Genomic DNA, 18,802 nt, shown 5'->3' on the forward strand with positions numbered 1-18,802 from the left:
TATAGGCCCCACAACAAATAACGTCAATCCATTAATTGAAAAAACCTGCTTCTTTTTTCCATGCCACATGGCGCAATCAGGAAGAAACAGCGGAAAACCGCCATTTCTTTTGATTTTCATGAAGTTAGCGAATCAGGGTGACGTTTTCGCGGCCTCCGGCAGGGCGGCAGATTCGACCTTGTCGCCCACGACGATTCCCAATTTTTCGGTCAATCCGCCCTGCAGTTCCAACGTCGCGCGCACCGCGCCATGACTGCTGATATGCGCAAGGCTGAGCGGAACGGCATTTTCAACGATGGAGGAAACGCGGTTATCCGTGCCGATAAAGACGATATCGAGTGGCACGAGCGTATGTTGCATCCACATGTCGCTCTGGCGCGGGAAAGACCAGACGAAAATCATCCCCCCGTCGGCGGGAACGGACTTGCGATACATTTCCCCCACCTGCTGTTCACGGGGGGTCGTGGCTTTTTCCACGGAAAAGACATGCCGCGCATTGTCATGGCCCGTAATGGTCAGGGCAACCTTGGGCAGTTCCGGCTGTGCATGGGTGGGCTCGCCCGTTTCCTGCGCATGCGTGGCGACGGGACCGCACAGCAACAGCCCACACAGACACGCACCGGCAATCCGGGCAGGTGTCATCACGGATGACTTCATCAATCTCTCTCTCCAGCAATCGGTCCCGCACGATCAGCGCAGAAAGAGGTTGCCCTGCCGTTCCGCCCCGATCGTGGTGGTCGGTCCATGACCGGGCAGGATCGTGACATCATCGCCTAATGGAAGCAATTGCCGCACGATGGCTTCCTTCAGCACATCCGCATCGCCATAGGCAAAGTCGGTGCGTCCGACCGATCCCTGAAAAAGGGTATCACCGACAAAGGCAAAGCGGGTCTGCGGGTTGAAATAGACGACATGCCCCGGCGTATGTCCGGGCACATGCAGCACCTGGAATTCATGTCCAAGCAGGTCAAGCCGTTCGCCATCGGTGACGAAACGATCGACATGGGCATCATGCATGCCATCCACGCCAAAGCGGGCGGCCTGCTGTGTAATGCTTTCCAACAGGAACTGATCGCGTGCATCCGGCCCGATCAGGGGCACCGTGACCCCATCCTGCCGTGTGGTCAGGGCATCGCGCAGGGCATCGGCCCCACCGGCATGGTCAAGATGGCCATGTGTCAGGATGATGGCATCAACCGTCAGGTTCTTGTCCGCGATCACCTGCAACAGGCGGGGCACATCGCCCCCCGGGTCCACGACAACCGCGTGACGTGACCGCCTGTCCCACAGGATGGAACAGTTCTGGGCAAAGGCCGTAACCGCGACGACCTCCAGCGCAAGTGACGGGGGTTGCGACATCTCGGGACTACTCCTGTGGGTCCTGTTGACCGGATGGTCCCGTCATTGAGCCATAAACACACAGACGGGACCACCGTTTATCAACGGATTTTAGGCAGCGGCCATCCCGTCGCAGGAATATCGAAGTGTGAAACCAGATTATGGTCTGGGATGTTGGTCAGATCCTTTTCCAGCTTTGCCACCACGGCGGGGCGTGCCTCGACATCCAGATGGGCAATGATCTGGTGCATCACTTCGCCCGGCGCGGCGATCGCAAGGCCCGGTGCCTCCTTCTTGCGCACGGCGTCATTCAGATATGCCGCGACCACCTTGCCATAAGCACCATCATGCGGCGCCGTGGGGCCTTTCGCATCATCGCTCTTGAGATGGGCAATCGTCGCAAGACCATGTTCACCATGCTTGAGGATACGCGCATGCAGGCTGTCGGCCACAACATACCAGACGGGATCAATGTAACTCATGAAATATCAGCTCCTTGATATAAAACGAAACGCAGAGGCCATGACCACATCACGCCAGTGCGTGCACAAGCACGAACATGGAGACGAACGCACGCGATTTCCAGCAGGTGACGCACCCGTATCCGTGCTGATAGAGTAGCCCTGCCATGACACAGACCCTCACCTCCCACGATCCGCTGGACCTCGCCATCGCGTGGGCCCGCGCCGGACAGGCCACTGCCCTTGCCTGCGTTACCTCAACATGGGGCAGTTCTCCCCGCCCCGCCGGCAGCATGATGAGCATCAGCGCCACGGGCCGGATCGAAGGATCGGTCAGCGGCGGCTGCGTCGAAGGCGCCGTGATCGAGGAAGCGGGCGAGGTCATGCGTAAGGGGCAACCGCGCAGCCTGTCCTATGGCGTCAGCAGCGAGGAGGCATGGTCCGTAGGGCTGGCCTGTGGCGGACTGCTCGACGTGTATGTCGAATCGATACGCACCCCCGAACATCCCGCAGGCACGCTGGGGCTTGACCTGCTGGAGCGGCTTGTTGCCCTGCGATGCGCGCGTCGTCCCGTCATCCTTGCAACACGTCTGTCAGATGGCAGGCACATCATCCTGACCCGCACGGCCGATGGCGTGCAGGCACCCGATGCGTTGCCAGAGGATGCGCGTCACGTCGCCTCCCTGCGTGAAACCGCACGCCAGGCCTTTCATGCCGGACGCAGCCTGCGCCATACGGATGCACATGACGAGGCATGGTTTTTGCACCTGATCCCGATGCAGCCGCGCCTGATGATCGTGGGCGCCGTCCATATCGCGCAGGTCCTGGCCCCCATGGCGCAGGCGGCGGGCTTTGCCGTGACGGTCATTGACCCGCGCACGCAACTGGCCACGGCGGAACGCTTCCCCGGCATCACGCTGGATACGCAATGGCCTGACGAAGCCCTTGACCACCTGTGCATCGACAACCAGACCGCAATCGTCACCCTGACCCATGACGCCAAGCTTGACGACCCGACGCTGCGCCATGCCCTGCAGGGGCCAGCTTTCTATATAGGGGCGCTTGGGTCACGCAAGACACAGGCATCGCGGCTGGAACGATTGCGCGAAGATGGCTTTACCGACGATCAGGCCCGGCGCATCCACGGCCCCGTCGGGCTGGCGATCGGGGCGATCGGGGCTGCGGAAATCGCGCTGTCCATCCTTGCGGAAATCGTCGCGGTCCGCCGTAACGCGCCGCTGGGGCATCATCCCGGCTGGGCATGACCCGATCAGGCATGCCCCCCGGAATCGCGGACATTGCAGCCATACCGGGCGATATAGATGCCATCGTCCTGGCCGCGGGACAGTCACGCAGGACATTTCCACAGCACAAGCTGCTGGCCCGCGATGCGGATGGCCGCCCCATGCTCGCCACGACCATCCGACGCATACAGGCCAGCACCGCGCGGCGCATCATCGTCGTACTGGGCCATCGCGCGCACGATATACGTGACGCGATCATGCCCTATATGGATCCCCGCCACCCACCGCCCCACCTGATCCACGCAGCCGGGCATGCATGCGGCCTGTCCGCCAGCCTGCGCGCAGGCGTCGCAGCCGCGCAGGCAGAGGGGGCGGGCGGGGCGCTCATCTGCCTTGGTGACATGCCACTGGTGCCGACGGGACTGCTTGACCGCATGATCCAGACCCATCACGACAGCCATCCCGCCGCGGTGGTCGTGATGCAGGGCGGCAGGCGCGGCCATCCCGTCCTGTGGGACCGGCGGATGTTCCCCGCGCTGCTGCGGATGCAGGGCGATCGCGGCGCGCGCGACCTGCTGCGCCAGATGGGCGATGACCTGCGGCGATTGCCGGCGGGGCCGGAAATCCACGCGGATTTCGACACGCCCGAACGGCTGGCGCAGTTTTCCATGCTGTCGCTCGTCTCCTGACCTGCGGGTCTGACTTGACCTGCGGAACGGGCGTGGCACACAAAACGGGCGAACGGGCAGCCGTTGCGGCAACGTTCCTTAAATCTTTCACACAGGGAATAAAAACATGAGCAAGATTATCCGCAGTGATTCGAACGAGATCCTGTCAAAGGTTGTCGAATATCACGGCTTCCTGTTCACGCAGGGCTTCGTCGCGCGTGACCTGTCCGCCGACATCACCGCACAGACCAAGGACGTCCTGGAACAGATCGACGCGGCACTGGAAGCGCACGGCACCGACAATACACGCCTGCTGCAGGCCCAGATCTGGGTCAAGGACATCACCGAACGTGATGCCCTGAACAAGGTCTGGAGCGCATGGCTGCCCAAGGGTGGCGCCCCGGCACGCGCATGCGTCGAAGCCAAGATGGCCCACCCCGACGTACGTGTCGAAATCATGATCATCTGCACGAAATAATCCGTTTCGGCAGACCATGGCGAAGGGTGGCGGGGCGCGAATCAGGTGTCACATTTATGCCACTCTTCGTATCTACATGCTGATCTTCGCGCAGTGCGAATCAAGACATAAAGCCGTGAAAAGCGCTGGAGAAAGCAGATGTTTTTAGTCCAGTTAAGGAATTAATTCCTATTTTTTCGTTTTTGACAGGTTATTCTGCGAAAACTTACATACTCGCGATCGAGATGCGCCACGCAGGCTTGTCAGGATTGCAAACGGCTTGCTACTTCACATGGGCGGGATGCAACGACCCCTTACGGCATAACCCAGAGGCGGAGACTTTAAGAGAATGCGGATCGGCAGTCTGAAGCGTGGCTTTTACCTATCCGTCTTTACAGCCTCTTTCGGGTTGCTGATATCGGGCACCACACAGGCCCGCACCATTCATCATGCAGCATCCCGCGCGACGCATGCCTCCACCACACATCGCAGTGGCGTGCATCACGCTTCCTATCGCACGCACCGTCATGAAACCGGTCATGTCATCCAGTGCGTCGCCTTCGCCAAGAGCGCGTCCAATGTGATGATCCGGGGCAACGCGGCCGACTGGTGGCACAATGCCGCAGGTCGTTATGCCCGTGGCAACACGCCGGAGGAAGGAAGCGTCCTGAACTTCCGCGCCACGCGCCGGATGCCCCTTGGCCATGTCGCCGTTGTCCGGCAACTGGTCGACAGCCGGACGGTCATCATTGATCAGTCACACTGGGGCCAGCGCGGTGTCAGCCGGAATGTATCCGTCATCGACGTTTCGCCGAACAATGACTGGTCCGCCGTGCGCGTTGCCCTGAACAGCCGCAACGGTGCGTTTGGCAGCATCTATCCCACCTATGGCTTCATTTATGGCCGCCCCGAAGGGAGCGGACGTGAAAACAGCAGCCAGCAGGCCGACATGATGACCGCCTATCAGCAGGTTGCCCGCCAGCCTGTCGCCACCAGCCGCAAGGGCCATCATGCGGTGACGGAAATCGCGGAAGCCCCAGAACCCGTTTCAGCGGATTCCTCCTCCCTCGCCTTTGAAGACGACGCGCCCAACCGTTCCTGGGAATAACCGGGACCGCGCGAACCTCCTGATACGAGACCACGGCGACAGGGCATTGCCCGTGCGGGCATGACCGCCTGAAGGCCGCCCGATATCATCCAGAAGTTTTTGGTGAAGCTTTTTTCTGAGAACGCTTCAAAAGACGCCACTTTTTTTAAAAAGTCGGCATCCCAGAACTTTTATCCCCATCAAGAGAGAATAATCAGCCCGGTCGACCCGCCCGATGATAGGGATGGCCCGTCGCGATCGCCCGTGCCCGATAAAGCTGTTCCGCCAGCAGGCCCCGCACCAGCATATGCGGCCACGTCATCTGTCCCAGTGACAAGGTCTCATCCGCGCGTTCGATGACGCAGCCATCAAGCCCTTCTGCACCACCGATCAGGAAACAGATGGGACGTGACAGGCCCATCCAGCGTTCCAACGCCCGCGCAAAAGACAGGCTGTCATAGGTCCTGCCCCCCTCATCCATCGCCACGACCTGCGCACGCGGTGGAAGTGCGGCCAGAAGCGCCTGCCCTTCGCGCCGCTTGGCCTCCCCCGCCGCACCGCGCCCTTCGGGCAGTTCCGTCAGTTTAAGGCGCGGGGAAAGGCGGTCGGCATAGCGGTTGAACAGATCCTTTTCGACCCGATCCTTCATCCGCCCGATGGCGATCATATGCAGCAATACTGCCTAGCCCAACGGGTCGGCAGGTTCTTCGGGGGGAATGTCGAGTTCCTTGCCCCACATCCGTTCCAGACCATACATCTCGCGCGCTTCGGCCTTGAACAGGTGGACAATGATGTCACCCGCATCAATCAGCACCCAGTCAGAACCATTGGCGCCCTCGATCAGGACCCGCTTCAACCCGACTTCACGCAACTTGCGCTCGATATGGGATGCCATGGCCGAAATCTGACGGTCGGCCACGCCGGTGGCAATCACCATGCGATCCGCAAAAGCCGCACGCCCACGCAGGTCCAGCACGACGATATCCTCTCCCTTGTCATCGGAAAGGCTGTTCGTGATGATGTCCAGATAGGTTTCGACCATGGGGTCGATCACCGGCTCACGCTGCTCCGATGCGGCGGGGCCTGCCACGGCGGCTTTCTTGCGCGGGGTTCCCGGCGCGGTGATCGCACCACCCAGCGGGGTTGCAGACGCGACGGTGGTCTTGGTGCCCGTACGGCGTTTTGCACCCGTTTCGGCTGAAGGCTTCCTGATGATGGCTCTCACTCCTGTCGGGGTGCCTGCGCATGCCCGTCAGGCATGGCTAGGCCGGGCGGTGGCCCGATGCACGTATTTCTGTCGCTGATATAGCGTTCTGCGGCGCGGGAAGAAAGACCCATGCGCATCCCCCATATCGTGTCAGTACCGGCGCCTCACGCGCGGGGCGACGTGATGACGCCATATATCGCGCCACCTGCCCGCGCAACGCCGCCGGATTATATCCCGGACGCGGTAAAATCGCGACGGGCACAAGCTGCATGATCCGCCGCCATCGCCGCCAGCATGCCATCTGCGCCAGGCCATCCGCCCCCATCAGCCAGACAAAGCGGGCACATGGGAAACGGCGTCGCAACTGCGTAATCGTATCAATGGTGTACCGGGTTCCCATGCGGCCTTCGATATCGGTGGCGATGATCCGCCGCCCGAACGGGGCGACACGCCTGCGGGCCTGCTCCAGCCGCTGTGCCTGCGGGGCCATGCCCGCCACGGGTTTCAATGGATTCCCCGGCGACACCAGCAACCATACCTGATCCAGGGAAAGCTGGCGCAACGCCCGGCAGGCCAATTGGATATGCCCATCATGGATGGGATTGAACGACCCACCCAGCAGCCCGATTGATGCGCGGCGACGGTCCCCACGCACGGGAATGGTCGCAGAGGCCCCCGTCATGACACAGCCATCATAACGCGTCAGGGACGGACCTGACCGGTGCCGATCACTTCGTACCGGAACGTGGTCAACTGTTCCAACCCGACGGGGCCGCGGGCATGAAAACGCCCGGTGGCGATGCCAATTTCCGCACCAAACCCGAATTCCCCCCCGTCACAGAACTGGGTGGAGGCATTCCACATCACCACCGCACTGTCGGTTTCATTCAGGAACCGGGTCGCGGCGTGCGCATCTTCGGTGATGATCGCTTCGGTATGGGAACTTCCATAACGCACGATATGGGCCAGCGCGTCATCAATCCCGTCCACCACCGCAACCGATATGACCGCATCCAGCCATTCGGTGGCAAAATCCTGCGCAGTCGCGGGGGGCAGGTCGGGCACGATGGCGCGCGCGCGCGCATCGGCACGGAACGCACATCCCTTCGTCGCCAGATCCTCCACCAGTCCGGGCAGAAGCACCGGGGCGATCGCATTGTCGATCAACAGCGTTTCCGTCGCGCCACAGATGCCCGTGCGCCGCATCTTGGCATTCAGAACGATGCGCCGCGCCATTTCAAGGTCGGCGGCGGCATGGACATAGGTGTGGCACAATCCTTCGGCATGCGACAGGACAGGGACACGGGCCTCACGGCACACACGCTCCACCAATGACTTGCCCCCACGCGGGATCAGCAGGTCGATCAGGCCCGACGCCGCCAGCATGTCGGCCACATGGCGCCGGTCCGTATCGGGGGGGATCTGCACCGCATCCACCGGCAGGCCCGCAGCCCGCAGCCCGGCCTGCATCGCACCGTGGATCACACGCGCACTGTGGATGCTGTCGGACCCGCCACGCAGGATCACCGCATTGCCCGACTTGATGCACAAAGCAGCGGCATCCGCCCCCACATTCGGGCGGCTTTCATAAATCATGCCGATCACGCCAACCGGGGTTGCGACACGGCGTATTTTCAATCCGTTGGGGCGCGTCCATTCGGACAGCACCCGCCCCAACGGGTCGGGCAATTTCGCGACATCCTCCAGCCCCTTCGCCATCGCCTCGACCCGTGCCGCATCAAGGGTCAGGCGGTCACGAAAGGACGCGGCGCCAGAAAACGCCGCGACATCGCGCGCATTGGCCGCCAGCAGCTCGGCCCGGACCGCCCGCAGCGCGGCCGCCGCCTGGCACAGGGCCTCGTTACGCTGTGCTGTGCTGCTATGGCCCAATGCGCGACCTGCGATGCGGGCACGGCGCGCCATATCGGCCACCACTGTCGCGGCCGTCGGGGAAAGCGGGGCATGATCCATGGGGGTGGATGTCGCGGAAATGGTCATGCCCTTGGGTTTCCCTGTCATTCAATGCGCGATGCGGGCCATGCGGACCACATCGCACCATGCATCAGACGTTAAAGCGGAACAGCAAGACATCACCATCTTGCACCACATAATCACGTCCCTCGATTCGCAGCTTGCCAGCTTCCTTGGCGCCAGCCTCGCCATTGCACTGGATATAGTCGTCATACGCAACGGTTTCGCAGGCGATGAACCCGCGTTCAAAATCATTGTGAATGACGGCGGCGGCCTGCGGCGCGCGCATCCCGGCCGTAATGGTCCATGCGCGCGTTTCCTTTGGCCCGACCGTGAAGTAGGTGCTCAGGCCCAGCAGGCGATACCCTGCGGCGATGACACGGTCGAGGCCACTGTCACTCAGCCCCAGCCCATCAAGGAATTCGGCACGGTCTTCCGCGCCCAGCTGGCTGACTTCGGCCTCGATCGCAGCAGACACGATGACCACGGCCGCCCCTTCGGCTTCGGCGCGGGCACGGACCTTGTCGGAAAATGCGTTGCCCGTCGCGGCAGAGCCTTCGTCCACGTTACAGACATACAGCACCGGCTTGGACGTCATCAGGTTCAGGCGGCGCACCGCCTCTTCCTGTCCGGCGGGAATGGCGGTGCGCGCGGGCTGTCCCTCACGCAGGGCCGCGATCAACGGCTCCATCAATTCGACCTGGGCTGCGGCCTCACGATCATTGCCGCGCGCCTTTTTCTGTAGCGCCACGATCCGTTTTTCCAACGACTCGAGATCGGCCAGCATCAGTTCGGTTTCAATGATCTCCGCATCGCGCAGCGGATCGACCCCACCCTCGACATGGGTGATGTCATCATCCTCGAAACAGCGCAGGACATGGATAATGGCGTCCACCTCGCGGATGTTGGCAAGGAACTGGTTCCCCAGCCCTTCGCCACGCGACGCGCCACGCACCAGACCCGCAATATCGACGAATTCAAGGCTGGTCGGCAGGATCTTCTGCGACTTGCCGATACGCGCCAGTTCCGCCAGCCGCGGGTCAGGCACGGCAACGCGGCCGACATTCGGCTCGATCGTGCAGAAGGGGTAATTCGCCGCCTGTGCCGACGCCGTTTCGGTCAAGGCATTGAACAGCGTGGACTTGCCGACATTCGGCAGCCCCACGATCCCGCAGTTGAAGCCCATATCCCCTATTCCCCCGTGTGGCTGGCCATTCTGGTCATGAACAGTTCCGGCTGCCCGTCCGCAAGGATTGCCGCCGTATCCGACAGCGCATCAAGCATGGGATCGAGCCACAGCCGGTCATCGCGCGAAAAATCGCCCAGCACATGCCCCGTCACCCGTTCGCGGGTGCCAGGATGGCCGATGCCGATCCGCACACGCCAGTAATCCTGTGTGCCAAGCATGCGGTCCATGGACCGCAGCCCGTTATGCCCTGCCGCCCCGCCACCGCGCTTGACGCGGATACGGCCGGGGGCAAGGTCCAGTTCGTCGTGAAATGCCGTGATGGCATCGGCCGACAGCTTGTAAAACGCCGCCGCCTGCTGAACACTTTCACCCGAAAGATTCATATAGGTCAGCGGCTTGAGCAGCATGACCTTGTGGCGGCCAATCTGCCCTTCGCTGACTTCACCGCGAAAGCGCTTGCGCCACGGGGCGAACCCGTGGCGTTCGGCGATCCGGTCAACGGCCATGAACCCGACATTATGGCGATTCCGGCTCATCCCCGGTTCGGGGTTTCCCAATCCGGTCCAAAGGAGCATGGCGTCTGTCCAGTCGTGTCAGGTTCGCGCGATCAGCCCGCGGCGTCCGCGGCCGCGGCGTCACCACCCGCGTCGTCGGCCTCGACCGTCGGTGCGGCGATGGTGGCGATGACGAAGTTCGGGATATGCTGGACCGGGGTCACATGTTCCGTACCCTTGAGGTCTTCCCAACGCACGTTGTCATGGATGTCGAGCTTTGACAGATCCGCGCTGAAGCCCTCGGGCATGTTGGCGGGGTCGGCCACGACGTCCACGGTATGACGCACGATGTTCAGCACACCACCACGCTTGATACCGGGGGAGACTTCTTCACCGGTGAAGGTGATGGAGACTTCCACATGTACCTTCTGCCCTTCGGCAAGGCGCTGGTAGTCAACATGCAGCGGCACGTCGGATACCGGGTGCAACTGGATTTCACGCAGGAGCGCATGCTCCGTCTTGCTGCCATCGATGGAGATGTCATAGATGCGCGAACGCCAGCCCGGCTTGTGCAGTTCGCGGGCCACGATACGCGGGTCGAGCGCGATCAGCACGGCTTCCTGCTTGCCGCCATAGATAACACCGGGAACAAGCCCGGCACGTCTCGTCGCCCGCGCTGCCCCCTTACCAGCCTTCGCGCGCGAAGAAACATCGATTTTCGTGAATTTGGTCACTTGTCTGCTCCTGAATCACAAGGCGCGCCAGCCTCCAGGGGTGCCAGCGCGTGCGCGGCCTTTAACGGAAAAGGCTGCGCGATGCAATGTGGACAGGCATTTTTACCCCATCGGGCCGGGCAATGTGGAGCGCACGATACGCATCCTGCCCTTCCGTCATCGGGGATGGGTCTTACGGCCACCACATCACCTTGAAACGGCGGTCGCGTGGCGCAATGGCCCGCGAAACGCGAAGAGCGGTGTCAGGAAACGGCGGTCAGTTCCCATGGCTGTGCGGGACCTGCGGGCTGCGCCCACATGGGCGTTGCATTGGGCAGGCGTACGTTGGGCTTCAACCCCATTGCCGCGCGCAGGGCACGAAACATGCCGCCATGACAGACCACAAGCGGTACGCCGGGGGCCTCGGTCGCGCGGTTGATGGCGCAAACCGCGCGTTCACGCAGTTCGGCAAAGCTTTCGCCATCCACAGGCGTGTATTCCCCCGCGATCCAGCTATCGTACCAATTGCCCATCGGCTTGCCTTCCTGGTCGCCGAAACAGACTTCTTTCAGCCCGTCATCAAGGTCCACCTGGAACAGCGGCGCACCATGTTCCGCAAGGACCTGCGCCACGATTTCCGCCGTACGCCGCGCACGCCCCAGCGGGGAAGAGACAATGCGCGCGATGGGATGTTCCCCCAGATGCCGCGCCAGCACCAGCCCCGCCTGCCGCGCCTGCGCCTCCCCCGTGGGATTGAGCGGGATGTCGGTCCGGCCCTGTGAACGCCCCTCGGCATTCCAGTCCGTCTCCCCATGTCGCAGATACCAGTATGGCCGGGCGAGCAGGTCCGTCATCAGCAGGTTCCTTCCTGATTGGCTGTCCCGGCGATAGCCTTCACCCATTGCCGGGTCAATTCAACCCCGTGACATACTATGAAATAAATCCTGCATCATGACGCCGGCCCATCAGACCGTGCCCGTCAGACCGTGCCCGTCACACAGGCCCCCACCGTCCGGTGGCCCCAGTTAAATCAGTCAAATCAGTCCAATCAGTCAAACAGGGACGACACAGAACTTTCATCCGACACCGCACGCATGGCGCGGGACAGCAGGTTGGCCGTGCTGATCTGGCGGATATTATGCGACTGGCGCACGTCCTCCGTCTTGGCAATGCTGTCGGTCAGGGTCAGCATCTGCAACGGGGACTGCCCGATGCGGCTGACTGCACCGCCCGTCAGGACGCCATGGGTCACATATGCCTCCACCGCAGCGGCGCCATGGCGCATCAGGGCCTCCGCCGCATTGCACAGCGACCCGCCACTATCGACGATATCATCAACCAGCACGCAGTATCGTCCGCGCACATCACCGATCACATTCATCACCTCCGACACGCCAGCGCGTTCGCGCCGCTTGTCGATGATGGCAAGGTCCACATTCAGCCGCTGCGCCAGTTGCCGCGCACGCACCACGCCCCCCACATCGGGGGAGACAATCATCAGGTTATGCGGTCCGCCGGGGATATTGAGTTCCGGGGCCTCATACGGCAACGGCGCCTCCAGCCCCATGCGGCCCTTGATATCGCGGGTAAATAGGGGGGCGGCATAAAGGTTATCCACCGGGACGTCGAAAAATCCCTGGATCTGCATAGCATGCAGGTCCATCGTCAGGATGCGGTTGGCACCGGCCTCCACCAGGATATTCGCCACAAGTTTTGCGCTGATGGGGGTGCGGGGGCCGGATTTGCGATCCTGCCGCGCATAACCGAAATAAGGCATGACCGCCGTGATGCGCCGGGCAGAGCCACGACGCAGCGCATCGAGCATGATCAGCAGTTCCATCAGGTTGTCATTGGTGGGCGAGCAGGTGCTCTGGATGACAAACACATCCTCGCCACGCACGTTTTCATGGATCTCGACAAAGATTTCCATGTCGGCAAAGCGACGGACGGTCACGTCGCACAAGGGCATCCCCAGTTCGACCGCAACTTTTTCAGCAAGGGGCAGATTACTGTTACAGGCGACGATTTTCATCTTGCGACGTTCCCGGACGACGTGAGGCGGAGCGACCGTGCAGGGCACTTCCGTTTGCATGGATGGGCCGGGTTCTAGCAATCGCGCCAGTCCGTGTCACCACCGCACCGCCCCGAAGTGCGGCCAGAACACATCAACGCGGACCTGCATCATAAACACACATCCCCAACGTGGCGTGACAGCCACACCTGCCGCCGGGCGGTTATCGCGGTGGCAGGGTCACCCCCGGCAGGTGCCGCGCAGGCACGGTGACGGGTGTGGCGGTGGACGGCGTGGCGGACGATACGGAAGATGGAACCTGTGTCGATACGGCCTGGGCAGGCGGAACGGATGCTTGCACGGGTGACGGTACGGATGGCGGTATCGTCGGCACCGCCGTCGCGGGGACCATCACGGGTGATGCGGCAGGAGAGACCACAACCGCAGCAGCCCGGACAGAAGCAACAGCAGGAACGGCGGTGGCTCTGGCCACCACAGGCGGTGTGGCAGGAGCGGCAGGGACAGGGGGCACAGGAACAGGAGGGGCGACCGGGACAGGAGCAGCAGGGGCAACACGGGCAACCGGGGCCGGTGACGCCGTCACCGCCGGGGTTGGCACCACCTGAACTGGCGCCACCGAAGCTGGCGCCACTGGGGTCGATATCACGGGGGTCGAGGCCGCAGGGGTGGAGGCCGCGGGGATAGAGGCCACGGGCGACTCCGCCATGGCAGGCACATGCCGGGTCACGGGATGTGGTGGGGCGGCTGAATGCACGATGGGCGGACTCGCGGCAGGCGGGGCCGTAACGGTGGCGGCATTCGCAGAAAGCGGCACGTTATCCCGCCCGGAATAGCGCGAGATGATCTGTCGCACGCCCCCGGCGGCTTCCTCGCCCGCGGCTTCGGCGGCATCGCCCCATTTCCGGTCAAGCGCATGCGCGGCGATATCATGGATCTGCGTCGCGGCCCCGGCTTCCTTGCCATGGGGGTCGGTCACACGCCATGTCAGCGTCAGGCGCTGACGTGCCGGACCGGGCGCGGGCAACTGTGTTACGACCACGGTACACAGGACGGTAAAATCGGCACCGCCCTGCGTATGCTGGACCTGATCGTGGGCATCGCGCAACGATGCGGAAAATGCCCGGGCCAGTGCTGCATTCCCATCACCCGGCGCGCCCCTCACCCCCTGGAAAAACACATGGGCGGGCCGATTTTTCAGGCTGCTCGGGTCTTTTTGCATCTGGGCGGCCTGAATACCGGTCAGCAGGGTCGCGACCTCTGGCGCGGCCTGTCCCGCCGATGCCATCATCACCGCATCAGACCCGCCAGACCACGACGCGGCGGGCACGGGCGCCCCTTTGACCTGCCCCCGGACCTCCCCTTTCGGGGTGATCACGGCATAGGTCGGGACGACCATGTTCCCTTCAAGTGTGGCGGTCATGCGTAACCACCAGTCACCATTTTTCGCGGCCTGCCCCACGGCGGGAACCGACTGGTCCAGCATCGCGGCAACCATGTCCTTCTGCCATGTCTGCGCGGCCATGTTGACCAGCAGCGCCTGCGTGGGCAACGGCACCGCAAGTCGTGCGGGCGGCGCATCAGAAAGCTGCGACAGGCCAGTGCGACGGAACGGATGCGGCACGTCGAGACACCCGGCAAGGAGGCACAGGCCCGACATCGTCAGGGCCATCACGCCATGCCTGAAAAACTTTACCCTCATTGCGGCATCATACATGGGGCACGGTGATTACTGAAATCTGGTGCCCGATCTTCCCGCCCCCCGCCAGCGTGCGGCGGCGATGGCTAAAGAACCGGCCCTCGTCCGTCAGGGTATCAATCCCCAGCGCCCGCGCCACCCCCACGCCCGCACGATGCAGGCGCGCCACGCAATAGGCGGCAAGGTCGAACTGGTCATGCCCCTCCCGCCGCGCGGGGGTGAAAAACGCACCCGCCGCACCGTCCAGCGCCAGCACCGCGTCCCGCATGTCAGCCCCGACCTCGTAACTGTCACGCGCGATACAGGGGCCGACCACGGCACGGATATCGGCCGCCCGGCTTCCCAGCGCGCACATCGCAGCAACCGTTTCCTCCAGCACGCCAGCGGCGGCGCCACGCCATCCGGCATGTGCGGCCCCCACCACCTGCCCCCGCACATCAGCAAACAGAACCGGTGCGCAATCAGCGGTAATGACCCCCAGTGCAAGGCCGGGACGGGCGCATACCATGGCATCTGCCGACGCGCCCTGTCCCTCGGCCCATGGTGCGCTGACGCTGATCACATCACGGCCATGGACCTGCGTCACACCAAGAAGGTGTTCTGGCGCGACCCCCACCGCGCGTGCGACCCGTGCACGGTTTTCACGCAGGGCGGCAGGATTATCGCCACTGCGCATGGAGCAGTTCAGCGATGCATATGGCCCGGTCGATACCCCCCCAAGGCGGGTGAAAAACCCATGTGGCACATGACCCAGCGCCCCGGCCCGCACGATCGCCCCATCCAGCTGATCGTCTTCCAGTTGCCCCTTCCCCGCCATTTGCATCATCCGCCCGTTGCCTGTCCGCCGTATTCCGGCCCGCCTTTTCCCAACTTACCTTTTCCTTACTTAATCTTTCCCTGGACTTAATCTTTCGCCTGGCCGCTTTCTGCTGGACCAGCATTCCCGCCACCACCGGCGCAAGTTGGCGCGGTGGGCATGCAGCCCTCAAATCCCGCCAATCCGGTTATGCCGGGCGATGTCAGGGCCATGACACGAAACAGGCCGCCCATGCGATCGGGCGCCGCAAGGCGCTGCGCGGCCTCGCCAATCTGGCGTGCGACCTCATGCGGCTGGTTGCGTGCAAGCTGCTGCGCACGGGGAAACAGGCCCAGCGTCGACAGGAATGCCCCCTGTGTCACACTGCCCCATGTGGTGCATCCGCCCGCGCGCGCGGCCATACCGAATGCCGCAAAATCGACATGCGCCGTCAGGTCCGCCATCCCCGGCCGGGCCAGCGGCCATGCCGGATGCCCATCGCACAGGGCCTGCAACGTATCGCCCCATCCCGGCCCGTCATACCCGTAATCAATGAACAGCGCGGCCCCCATCCCATCCATCAGCCGCCGCCCGAGTTGACGCGCGATGCCAAGCGCGCCCTCGCAGGTTTCAAGCACCTCGCCTTCGGGCACATCGCGTGTCGCAAGGGGGCCATCGGCAGGCAGGTCAGTGGCGGGGGCGGTCACGAACACCTCCCCCACCACACTGCGTTCGTCCCATCCCCGCGCGGTGCGCACGAACTGCCGGATGGGCAGCGCATCAAGGAATTCATTGGCCAGCAGGATCATCGCCCCCGGTGGCAGTCCTGTCACCGCATCATGCCAGACAGGCGCACACACCCCCACATGCGGCGCCAGCGACGTGGCCTGGACCTGACGCAGGCGGGGGGAGGTTTCGACCATATGCACCCGCGCCGCAGCGTAACAGGCGGGGGCCACGCGCGCCAGCAGGCGCAGCGCATCGGCCATCAGCGTCCCGCGTCCCGGCCCGGCCTCCGCCAGGACAAAGGGCGTGGGGGTGCCCATGGCCTGCCATGTGACCGCCACCCATGCGCCAAGGAGTTCGCCAAACATCTGCGAGATTTCGGGCGCGGTAATGAAATCGGCAAACGGGTCACGCCCGCTGTAATACGCCGCATTGGCACGGGCCATGAAACGGTCCAGCCGGACAGGCGCGGCAGGAACATTCATCGGGCGGTGTCCCCGTCCTCCTCCAGCCCGGGGGCATCGGGGGGCATCAGCTCCGTGCGCGCGGGACGCAGGCAGGCATTGAGCATCAGCCCCAGCCCGCCGATCACCATGGGCACGCACAGTACCTGCCCCATGGTAACGCCAAACGGCAGGAAACCGATAAAGGAGTCCGGTTCGCGAAACAGTTCGCACACCGTGCGTGCGATGGCATAACCGAACAGGAACAGCCCCGCGAGGAAGCCGGGATGTTCACGCACCTTCTGGCTGCGTGACACCAGCCACATCACGGTAAAGAGCACCAGCCCTTCGGCAAAAGCCTCGTACAGTTCGGAGGGATGGCGCGGCACCGGCCCGGCATCGGGAAAGATCATCGCCCATGGCAGGGTGGCCGGGGCCTCACGCCCCCATAATTCGCCATTGATGAAATTGGCGACCCGCCCCAGCCCAAGCCCGATGGGCACTACCGTGGTGATCCGGTCCGAAAAGCCAAGGAAGCTGAGTTTATTACGCCACGTAAAGATGATCAGCGCGATAATGACCCCTGCGGCCCCGCCATGGAACGACATTCCCCCGTGCCAGACCTCCAGGATCGCCAGCGGGTGGGACAGATAGTATCCCGGCTGATAAAACAGGATGTAGCCAAGCCTGCCGCCAAGCACCACACCCAGCGTCGCCCAGGTCAGGAAGTCATCGACCTGCAGCGCGGACGCCGCACGTGGTGCCAGTGCCACAAGGCGCCGCGCCACGCGCCACCCGACCACCAGTGCCACGATATAGGCCATCGCATACCAGCGCAGGCCAAACGGTCCGAAATGCACCATAACCGGGTCGAATTGCGGGAATATCAGGACAGGCAGCATGCAGCGACTTTCACAATCGGGATTTTACAGGCACGGGGCCGCAGTGCCTGCTTCATTAAAATAAGCCGTTGATAATAAATAAAGTAAACGTTTTCCGATGCCATCCCCACCTGCGGCAAAGGCGGCGTTACCTGAAGGTTCGCGGAAAATCCATTCCCAGGGTCCCACATAATCCCAAGATGTTATTGGGTCTGCCACATCCGGCAATCCCCCACATCCGTTTGACATGAAAAATCCCACACCATCGCGAATTTCCCCAATGTCGTGGCGGAGCTTTGTCAAACCCAAAGGTCAGAAGGCGTCATCATGTCAAAAAGAGGCGATACCCAAACCCTTTAAAGATACGGGTCGGCAGCGGCAAGATACGCACGGACATAGCGTTCCACACCCTGTGCAAGCGGGGTGAAAGCCTGTGTGTAACCCGCCGTGCGCAGGCGCGTCATGTCGGCGCAGGTATAGGATTGGTACTGCCCGCGCAGGGCGGCAGGCATGTCGATGAATTCGACCCGCCGCGCGACATGCGCCGCATCGCACACCGCATCCACAAGGTCGAGACAGGTGCGCGCCACCCCGGTCCCGCAATTGAACAGCCCGTGGACATGCTGGTGATCGAGCAGCCACAACATGACCGACACCACATCCCCCACCCATATGAAATCACGCGCCTGATGCCCGTCAGCCACGTCCGGCCTGTCGGAACGAAACAGGCGCGCCGGGCCACCGGCACGTAGTTCGACGTATTTCGCATGCACAAGCGAGGCCATGGCCCCCTTGTGATATTCATTGGGGCCATAGACGTTGAACAGCTTCAGCCCCGCCCATGACAGCCCCTGCAGGTCGCCCTGCGCAAGGCGGCGTTGCAACAGGCAGTCGAATGCGTGCTTGGACCATCCATACAGGCTGTTGGGGCGCAGCGTGTGCAGGTGCGCCGGATCATCGGAAAACATTCCCGCCCGGTCCGCCGCACCATATGTCGCGGCGGATGATGCATAAATGAAGCGGGCTTCTTCATGCGTGCACCATTCCAGCAGGCGCAGCGACAGGTCCACATTGGTGCGCCACACCATGTCGCCATCAGTGGCGGTGGTGTCGTTGACCGCGCCGAGATGGAAAACCGCCGTCACGTCAGGTCGACTGTCGAGGAAAGCATCCAGGTCTGCCGGTGCGATCAGGAAATCCGGCACATGCTTGCACAGGTTATGCCATTTCCCGCCATTACCCAGCGAATCGACAATGGCGGTCTGTTCCCCCCGCGCCTGCAACGCCTGATGCAGGCACGACCCGATACACCCCGCGCCGCCTGTAATGATGATCATGACGCCAAAATCCCATTAGAGACTGTTTAAAAAGTCAGGCGCGATAACATCCTGAAATTATA

Annotated in this window: 21 protein-coding genes; 4 read left to right on the plus strand and 17 right to left on the minus strand. The window is 62.7% G+C overall.

Annotation, left to right across the window (positions count from 1 at the left end; all coding sequences use genetic code 11):
• Window positions 1-132: 132 nt before the first annotated feature.
• The 3 genes from B7G66_RS08575 to B7G66_RS08585 form a co-directional block, all read right to left on the minus strand.
• Window positions 133-642: a DUF192 domain-containing protein gene (locus B7G66_RS08575; RefSeq protein WP_003617527.1), complete on the minus strand. Its 510-nt coding sequence runs from the start codon at window positions 640-642 to the stop codon at window positions 133-135.
• A gap of 48 nt (window positions 643-690) precedes the next feature.
• Window positions 691-1,359 (minus strand): MBL fold metallo-hydrolase, encoded by a 669-nt coding sequence (locus tag B7G66_RS08580; protein WP_003617525.1) that lies wholly within the window; start codon window positions 1,357-1,359, stop codon window positions 691-693.
• A gap of 80 nt (window positions 1,360-1,439) precedes the next feature.
• The gene (locus B7G66_RS08585; RefSeq protein ID WP_003617524.1) at window positions 1,440-1,820 is read right to left on the minus strand and encodes a baeRF12 domain-containing protein; all 381 of its coding nucleotides are present in this window, start codon (window positions 1,818-1,820) and stop codon (window positions 1,440-1,442) included.
• A gap of 146 nt (window positions 1,821-1,966) precedes the next feature.
• Here B7G66_RS08585 and B7G66_RS08590 point away from each other — a divergent pair, with 146 nt between their 5' ends.
• From B7G66_RS08590 to B7G66_RS08605, 4 genes are all read left to right on the plus strand, one after another.
• A complete protein-coding gene (locus B7G66_RS08590) occupies window positions 1,967-3,064 on the plus strand; it encodes an XdhC family protein (protein WP_003617522.1) in 1,098 nt (365 codons plus the stop codon).
• The gene (locus B7G66_RS08595; RefSeq protein ID WP_040510394.1) at window positions 3,061-3,732 is read left to right on the plus strand and encodes a nucleotidyltransferase family protein; all 672 of its coding nucleotides are present in this window, start codon (window positions 3,061-3,063) and stop codon (window positions 3,730-3,732) included. The genes B7G66_RS08590 and B7G66_RS08595 overlap by 4 nt, the downstream gene beginning before the upstream one ends.
• Before the next feature lie 106 nt (window positions 3,733-3,838).
• Complete coding sequence (locus B7G66_RS08600) at window positions 3,839-4,189, plus strand: RidA family protein (protein ID WP_003617519.1); 351 nt, start codon at window positions 3,839-3,841, stop codon at window positions 4,187-4,189.
• A gap of 328 nt (window positions 4,190-4,517) precedes the next feature.
• Window positions 4,518-5,276, plus strand: coding sequence for a CHAP domain-containing protein (locus B7G66_RS08605; RefSeq protein ID WP_003617517.1), 759 nt, complete (start codon window positions 4,518-4,520; stop codon window positions 5,274-5,276).
• A 193-nt stretch (window positions 5,277-5,469) separates the two neighbouring features.
• On the opposite strand, the gene B7G66_RS08610 is transcribed toward B7G66_RS08605, so the two are convergent.
• The 14 genes from B7G66_RS08610 to rfaD form a co-directional block, all read right to left on the minus strand.
• Window positions 5,470-5,922 (minus strand): 23S rRNA (pseudouridine(1915)-N(3))-methyltransferase RlmH, encoded by a 453-nt coding sequence (locus B7G66_RS08610; RefSeq protein WP_003617515.1) that lies wholly within the window; start codon window positions 5,920-5,922, stop codon window positions 5,470-5,472.
• A gap of 15 nt (window positions 5,923-5,937) precedes the next feature.
• Window positions 5,938-6,393, minus strand: coding sequence for a ribosome silencing factor (rsfS, locus tag B7G66_RS08615; RefSeq protein ID WP_040511377.1), 456 nt, complete (start codon window positions 6,391-6,393; stop codon window positions 5,938-5,940).
• 124 nt (window positions 6,394-6,517) lie between these two features.
• The gene (locus B7G66_RS08620; RefSeq protein ID WP_003617511.1) at window positions 6,518-7,144 is read right to left on the minus strand and encodes a nicotinate-nucleotide adenylyltransferase; all 627 of its coding nucleotides are present in this window, start codon (window positions 7,142-7,144) and stop codon (window positions 6,518-6,520) included.
• 20 nt (window positions 7,145-7,164) lie between these two features.
• Complete coding sequence (locus B7G66_RS08625) at window positions 7,165-8,433, minus strand: glutamate-5-semialdehyde dehydrogenase (protein WP_048859092.1); 1,269 nt, start codon at window positions 8,431-8,433, stop codon at window positions 7,165-7,167.
• Window positions 8,434-8,524: 91 nt separating this feature from the next.
• The gene (gene ychF / locus B7G66_RS08630) at window positions 8,525-9,619 is read right to left on the minus strand and encodes a redox-regulated ATPase YchF (protein WP_003617507.1); all 1,095 of its coding nucleotides are present in this window, start codon (window positions 9,617-9,619) and stop codon (window positions 8,525-8,527) included.
• A 5-nt stretch (window positions 9,620-9,624) separates the two neighbouring features.
• Window positions 9,625-10,197, minus strand: coding sequence for an aminoacyl-tRNA hydrolase (gene pth, locus B7G66_RS08635; RefSeq protein ID WP_040510392.1), 573 nt, complete (start codon window positions 10,195-10,197; stop codon window positions 9,625-9,627).
• A 32-nt stretch (window positions 10,198-10,229) separates the two neighbouring features.
• Complete coding sequence (locus tag B7G66_RS08640) at window positions 10,230-10,850, minus strand: 50S ribosomal protein L25/general stress protein Ctc (RefSeq protein ID WP_003617503.1); 621 nt, start codon at window positions 10,848-10,850, stop codon at window positions 10,230-10,232.
• Between the two features lie 242 nt (window positions 10,851-11,092).
• Window positions 11,093-11,683 carry a histidine phosphatase family protein gene (locus B7G66_RS08645; protein ID WP_003617501.1) on the minus strand — a complete coding sequence of 197 codons (591 nt, stop codon included), beginning with the start codon at window positions 11,681-11,683 and terminating at the stop codon, window positions 11,093-11,095.
• Between the two features lie 194 nt (window positions 11,684-11,877).
• Entirely contained in the window at window positions 11,878-12,861 is a 984-nt protein-coding gene (locus tag B7G66_RS08650) for a ribose-phosphate pyrophosphokinase (RefSeq protein ID WP_003617498.1), read from the minus strand.
• 202 nt (window positions 12,862-13,063) lie between these two features.
• Window positions 13,064-14,560: a hypothetical protein gene (locus B7G66_RS18190; protein WP_048859091.1), complete on the minus strand. Its 1,497-nt coding sequence runs from the start codon at window positions 14,558-14,560 to the stop codon at window positions 13,064-13,066.
• Between the two features lie 7 nt (window positions 14,561-14,567).
• On the minus strand, window positions 14,568-15,383 hold the full coding sequence (pgeF, locus tag B7G66_RS08660) for a peptidoglycan editing factor PgeF (protein WP_003617494.1): 816 nt from the start codon (window positions 15,381-15,383) through the stop codon (window positions 14,568-14,570).
• A gap of 77 nt (window positions 15,384-15,460) precedes the next feature.
• Complete coding sequence (locus tag B7G66_RS08665; protein WP_003617493.1) at window positions 15,461-16,564, minus strand: class I SAM-dependent methyltransferase; 1,104 nt, start codon at window positions 16,562-16,564, stop codon at window positions 15,461-15,463.
• On the minus strand, window positions 16,561-17,424 hold the full coding sequence (lgt, locus tag B7G66_RS08670) for a prolipoprotein diacylglyceryl transferase (RefSeq protein WP_003617490.1): 864 nt from the start codon (window positions 17,422-17,424) through the stop codon (window positions 16,561-16,563). Before lgt ends, B7G66_RS08665 begins: the two co-directional genes overlap by 4 nt.
• A 335-nt stretch (window positions 17,425-17,759) precedes the next feature.
• The gene (rfaD, locus tag B7G66_RS08680; RefSeq protein ID WP_003617486.1) at window positions 17,760-18,740 is read right to left on the minus strand and encodes an ADP-glyceromanno-heptose 6-epimerase; all 981 of its coding nucleotides are present in this window, start codon (window positions 18,738-18,740) and stop codon (window positions 17,760-17,762) included.
• Between the last annotated feature and the right edge of the window lie 62 nt (window positions 18,741-18,802).

The organism is Novacetimonas hansenii JCM 7643, from assembly GCF_000964405.1.
GTDB classification, from domain to species: Bacteria; Pseudomonadota; Alphaproteobacteria; order Acetobacterales; family Acetobacteraceae; genus Novacetimonas; species Novacetimonas hansenii.

Bases quoted from the DNA above. Each gene is read 5' to 3' on its own strand.
- B7G66_RS08645 (WP_003617501.1), bottom strand. From the start codon at position 11,683: ATGACGGACCTGCTCGCCCGGCCATACTGGTATCTGCGACATGGGGAG.
- pth (WP_040510392.1), bottom strand. From the start codon at position 10,197: ATGCTCCTTTGGACCGGATTGGGAAACCCCGAACCGGGGATGAGCCGG.
- B7G66_RS08600 (WP_003617519.1), top strand. From the start codon at position 3,839: ATGAGCAAGATTATCCGCAGTGATTCGAACGAGATCCTGTCAAAGGTT.
- B7G66_RS08650 (WP_003617498.1), bottom strand. From the start codon at position 12,861: ATGAAAATCGTCGCCTGTAACAGTAATCTGCCCCTTGCTGAAAAAGTT.
- rfaD (WP_003617486.1), bottom strand. From the start codon at position 18,740: ATGATCATCATTACAGGCGGCGCGGGGTGTATCGGGTCGTGCCTGCAT.
- ychF (WP_003617507.1), bottom strand. From the start codon at position 9,619: ATGGGCTTCAACTGCGGGATCGTGGGGCTGCCGAATGTCGGCAAGTCC.
- B7G66_RS08610 (WP_003617515.1), bottom strand. From the start codon at position 5,922: ATGATCGCCATCGGGCGGATGAAGGATCGGGTCGAAAAGGATCTGTTC.
- B7G66_RS08605 (WP_003617517.1), top strand. From the start codon at position 4,518: ATGCGGATCGGCAGTCTGAAGCGTGGCTTTTACCTATCCGTCTTTACA.
- lgt (WP_003617490.1), bottom strand. From the start codon at position 17,424: ATGCTGCCTGTCCTGATATTCCCGCAATTCGACCCGGTTATGGTGCAT.
- B7G66_RS08625 (WP_048859092.1), bottom strand. From the start codon at position 8,433: ATGGATCATGCCCCGCTTTCCCCGACGGCCGCGACAGTGGTGGCCGAT.
- B7G66_RS18190 (WP_048859091.1), bottom strand. From the start codon at position 14,560: ATGAGGGTAAAGTTTTTCAGGCATGGCGTGATGGCCCTGACGATGTCG.
- B7G66_RS08580 (WP_003617525.1), bottom strand. From the start codon at position 1,359: ATGTCGCAACCCCCGTCACTTGCGCTGGAGGTCGTCGCGGTTACGGCC.
- B7G66_RS08665 (WP_003617493.1), bottom strand. From the start codon at position 16,564: ATGAATGTTCCTGCCGCGCCTGTCCGGCTGGACCGTTTCATGGCCCGT.
- B7G66_RS08590 (WP_003617522.1), top strand. From the start codon at position 1,967: ATGACACAGACCCTCACCTCCCACGATCCGCTGGACCTCGCCATCGCG.
- B7G66_RS08575 (WP_003617527.1), bottom strand. From the start codon at position 642: ATGACACCTGCCCGGATTGCCGGTGCGTGTCTGTGTGGGCTGTTGCTG.
- B7G66_RS08620 (WP_003617511.1), bottom strand. From the start codon at position 7,144: ATGACGGGGGCCTCTGCGACCATTCCCGTGCGTGGGGACCGTCGCCGC.
- B7G66_RS08585 (WP_003617524.1), bottom strand. From the start codon at position 1,820: ATGAGTTACATTGATCCCGTCTGGTATGTTGTGGCCGACAGCCTGCAT.
- pgeF (WP_003617494.1), bottom strand. From the start codon at position 15,383: ATGATGCAAATGGCGGGGAAGGGGCAACTGGAAGACGATCAGCTGGAT.
- B7G66_RS08595 (WP_040510394.1), top strand. From the start codon at position 3,061: ATGACCCGATCAGGCATGCCCCCCGGAATCGCGGACATTGCAGCCATA.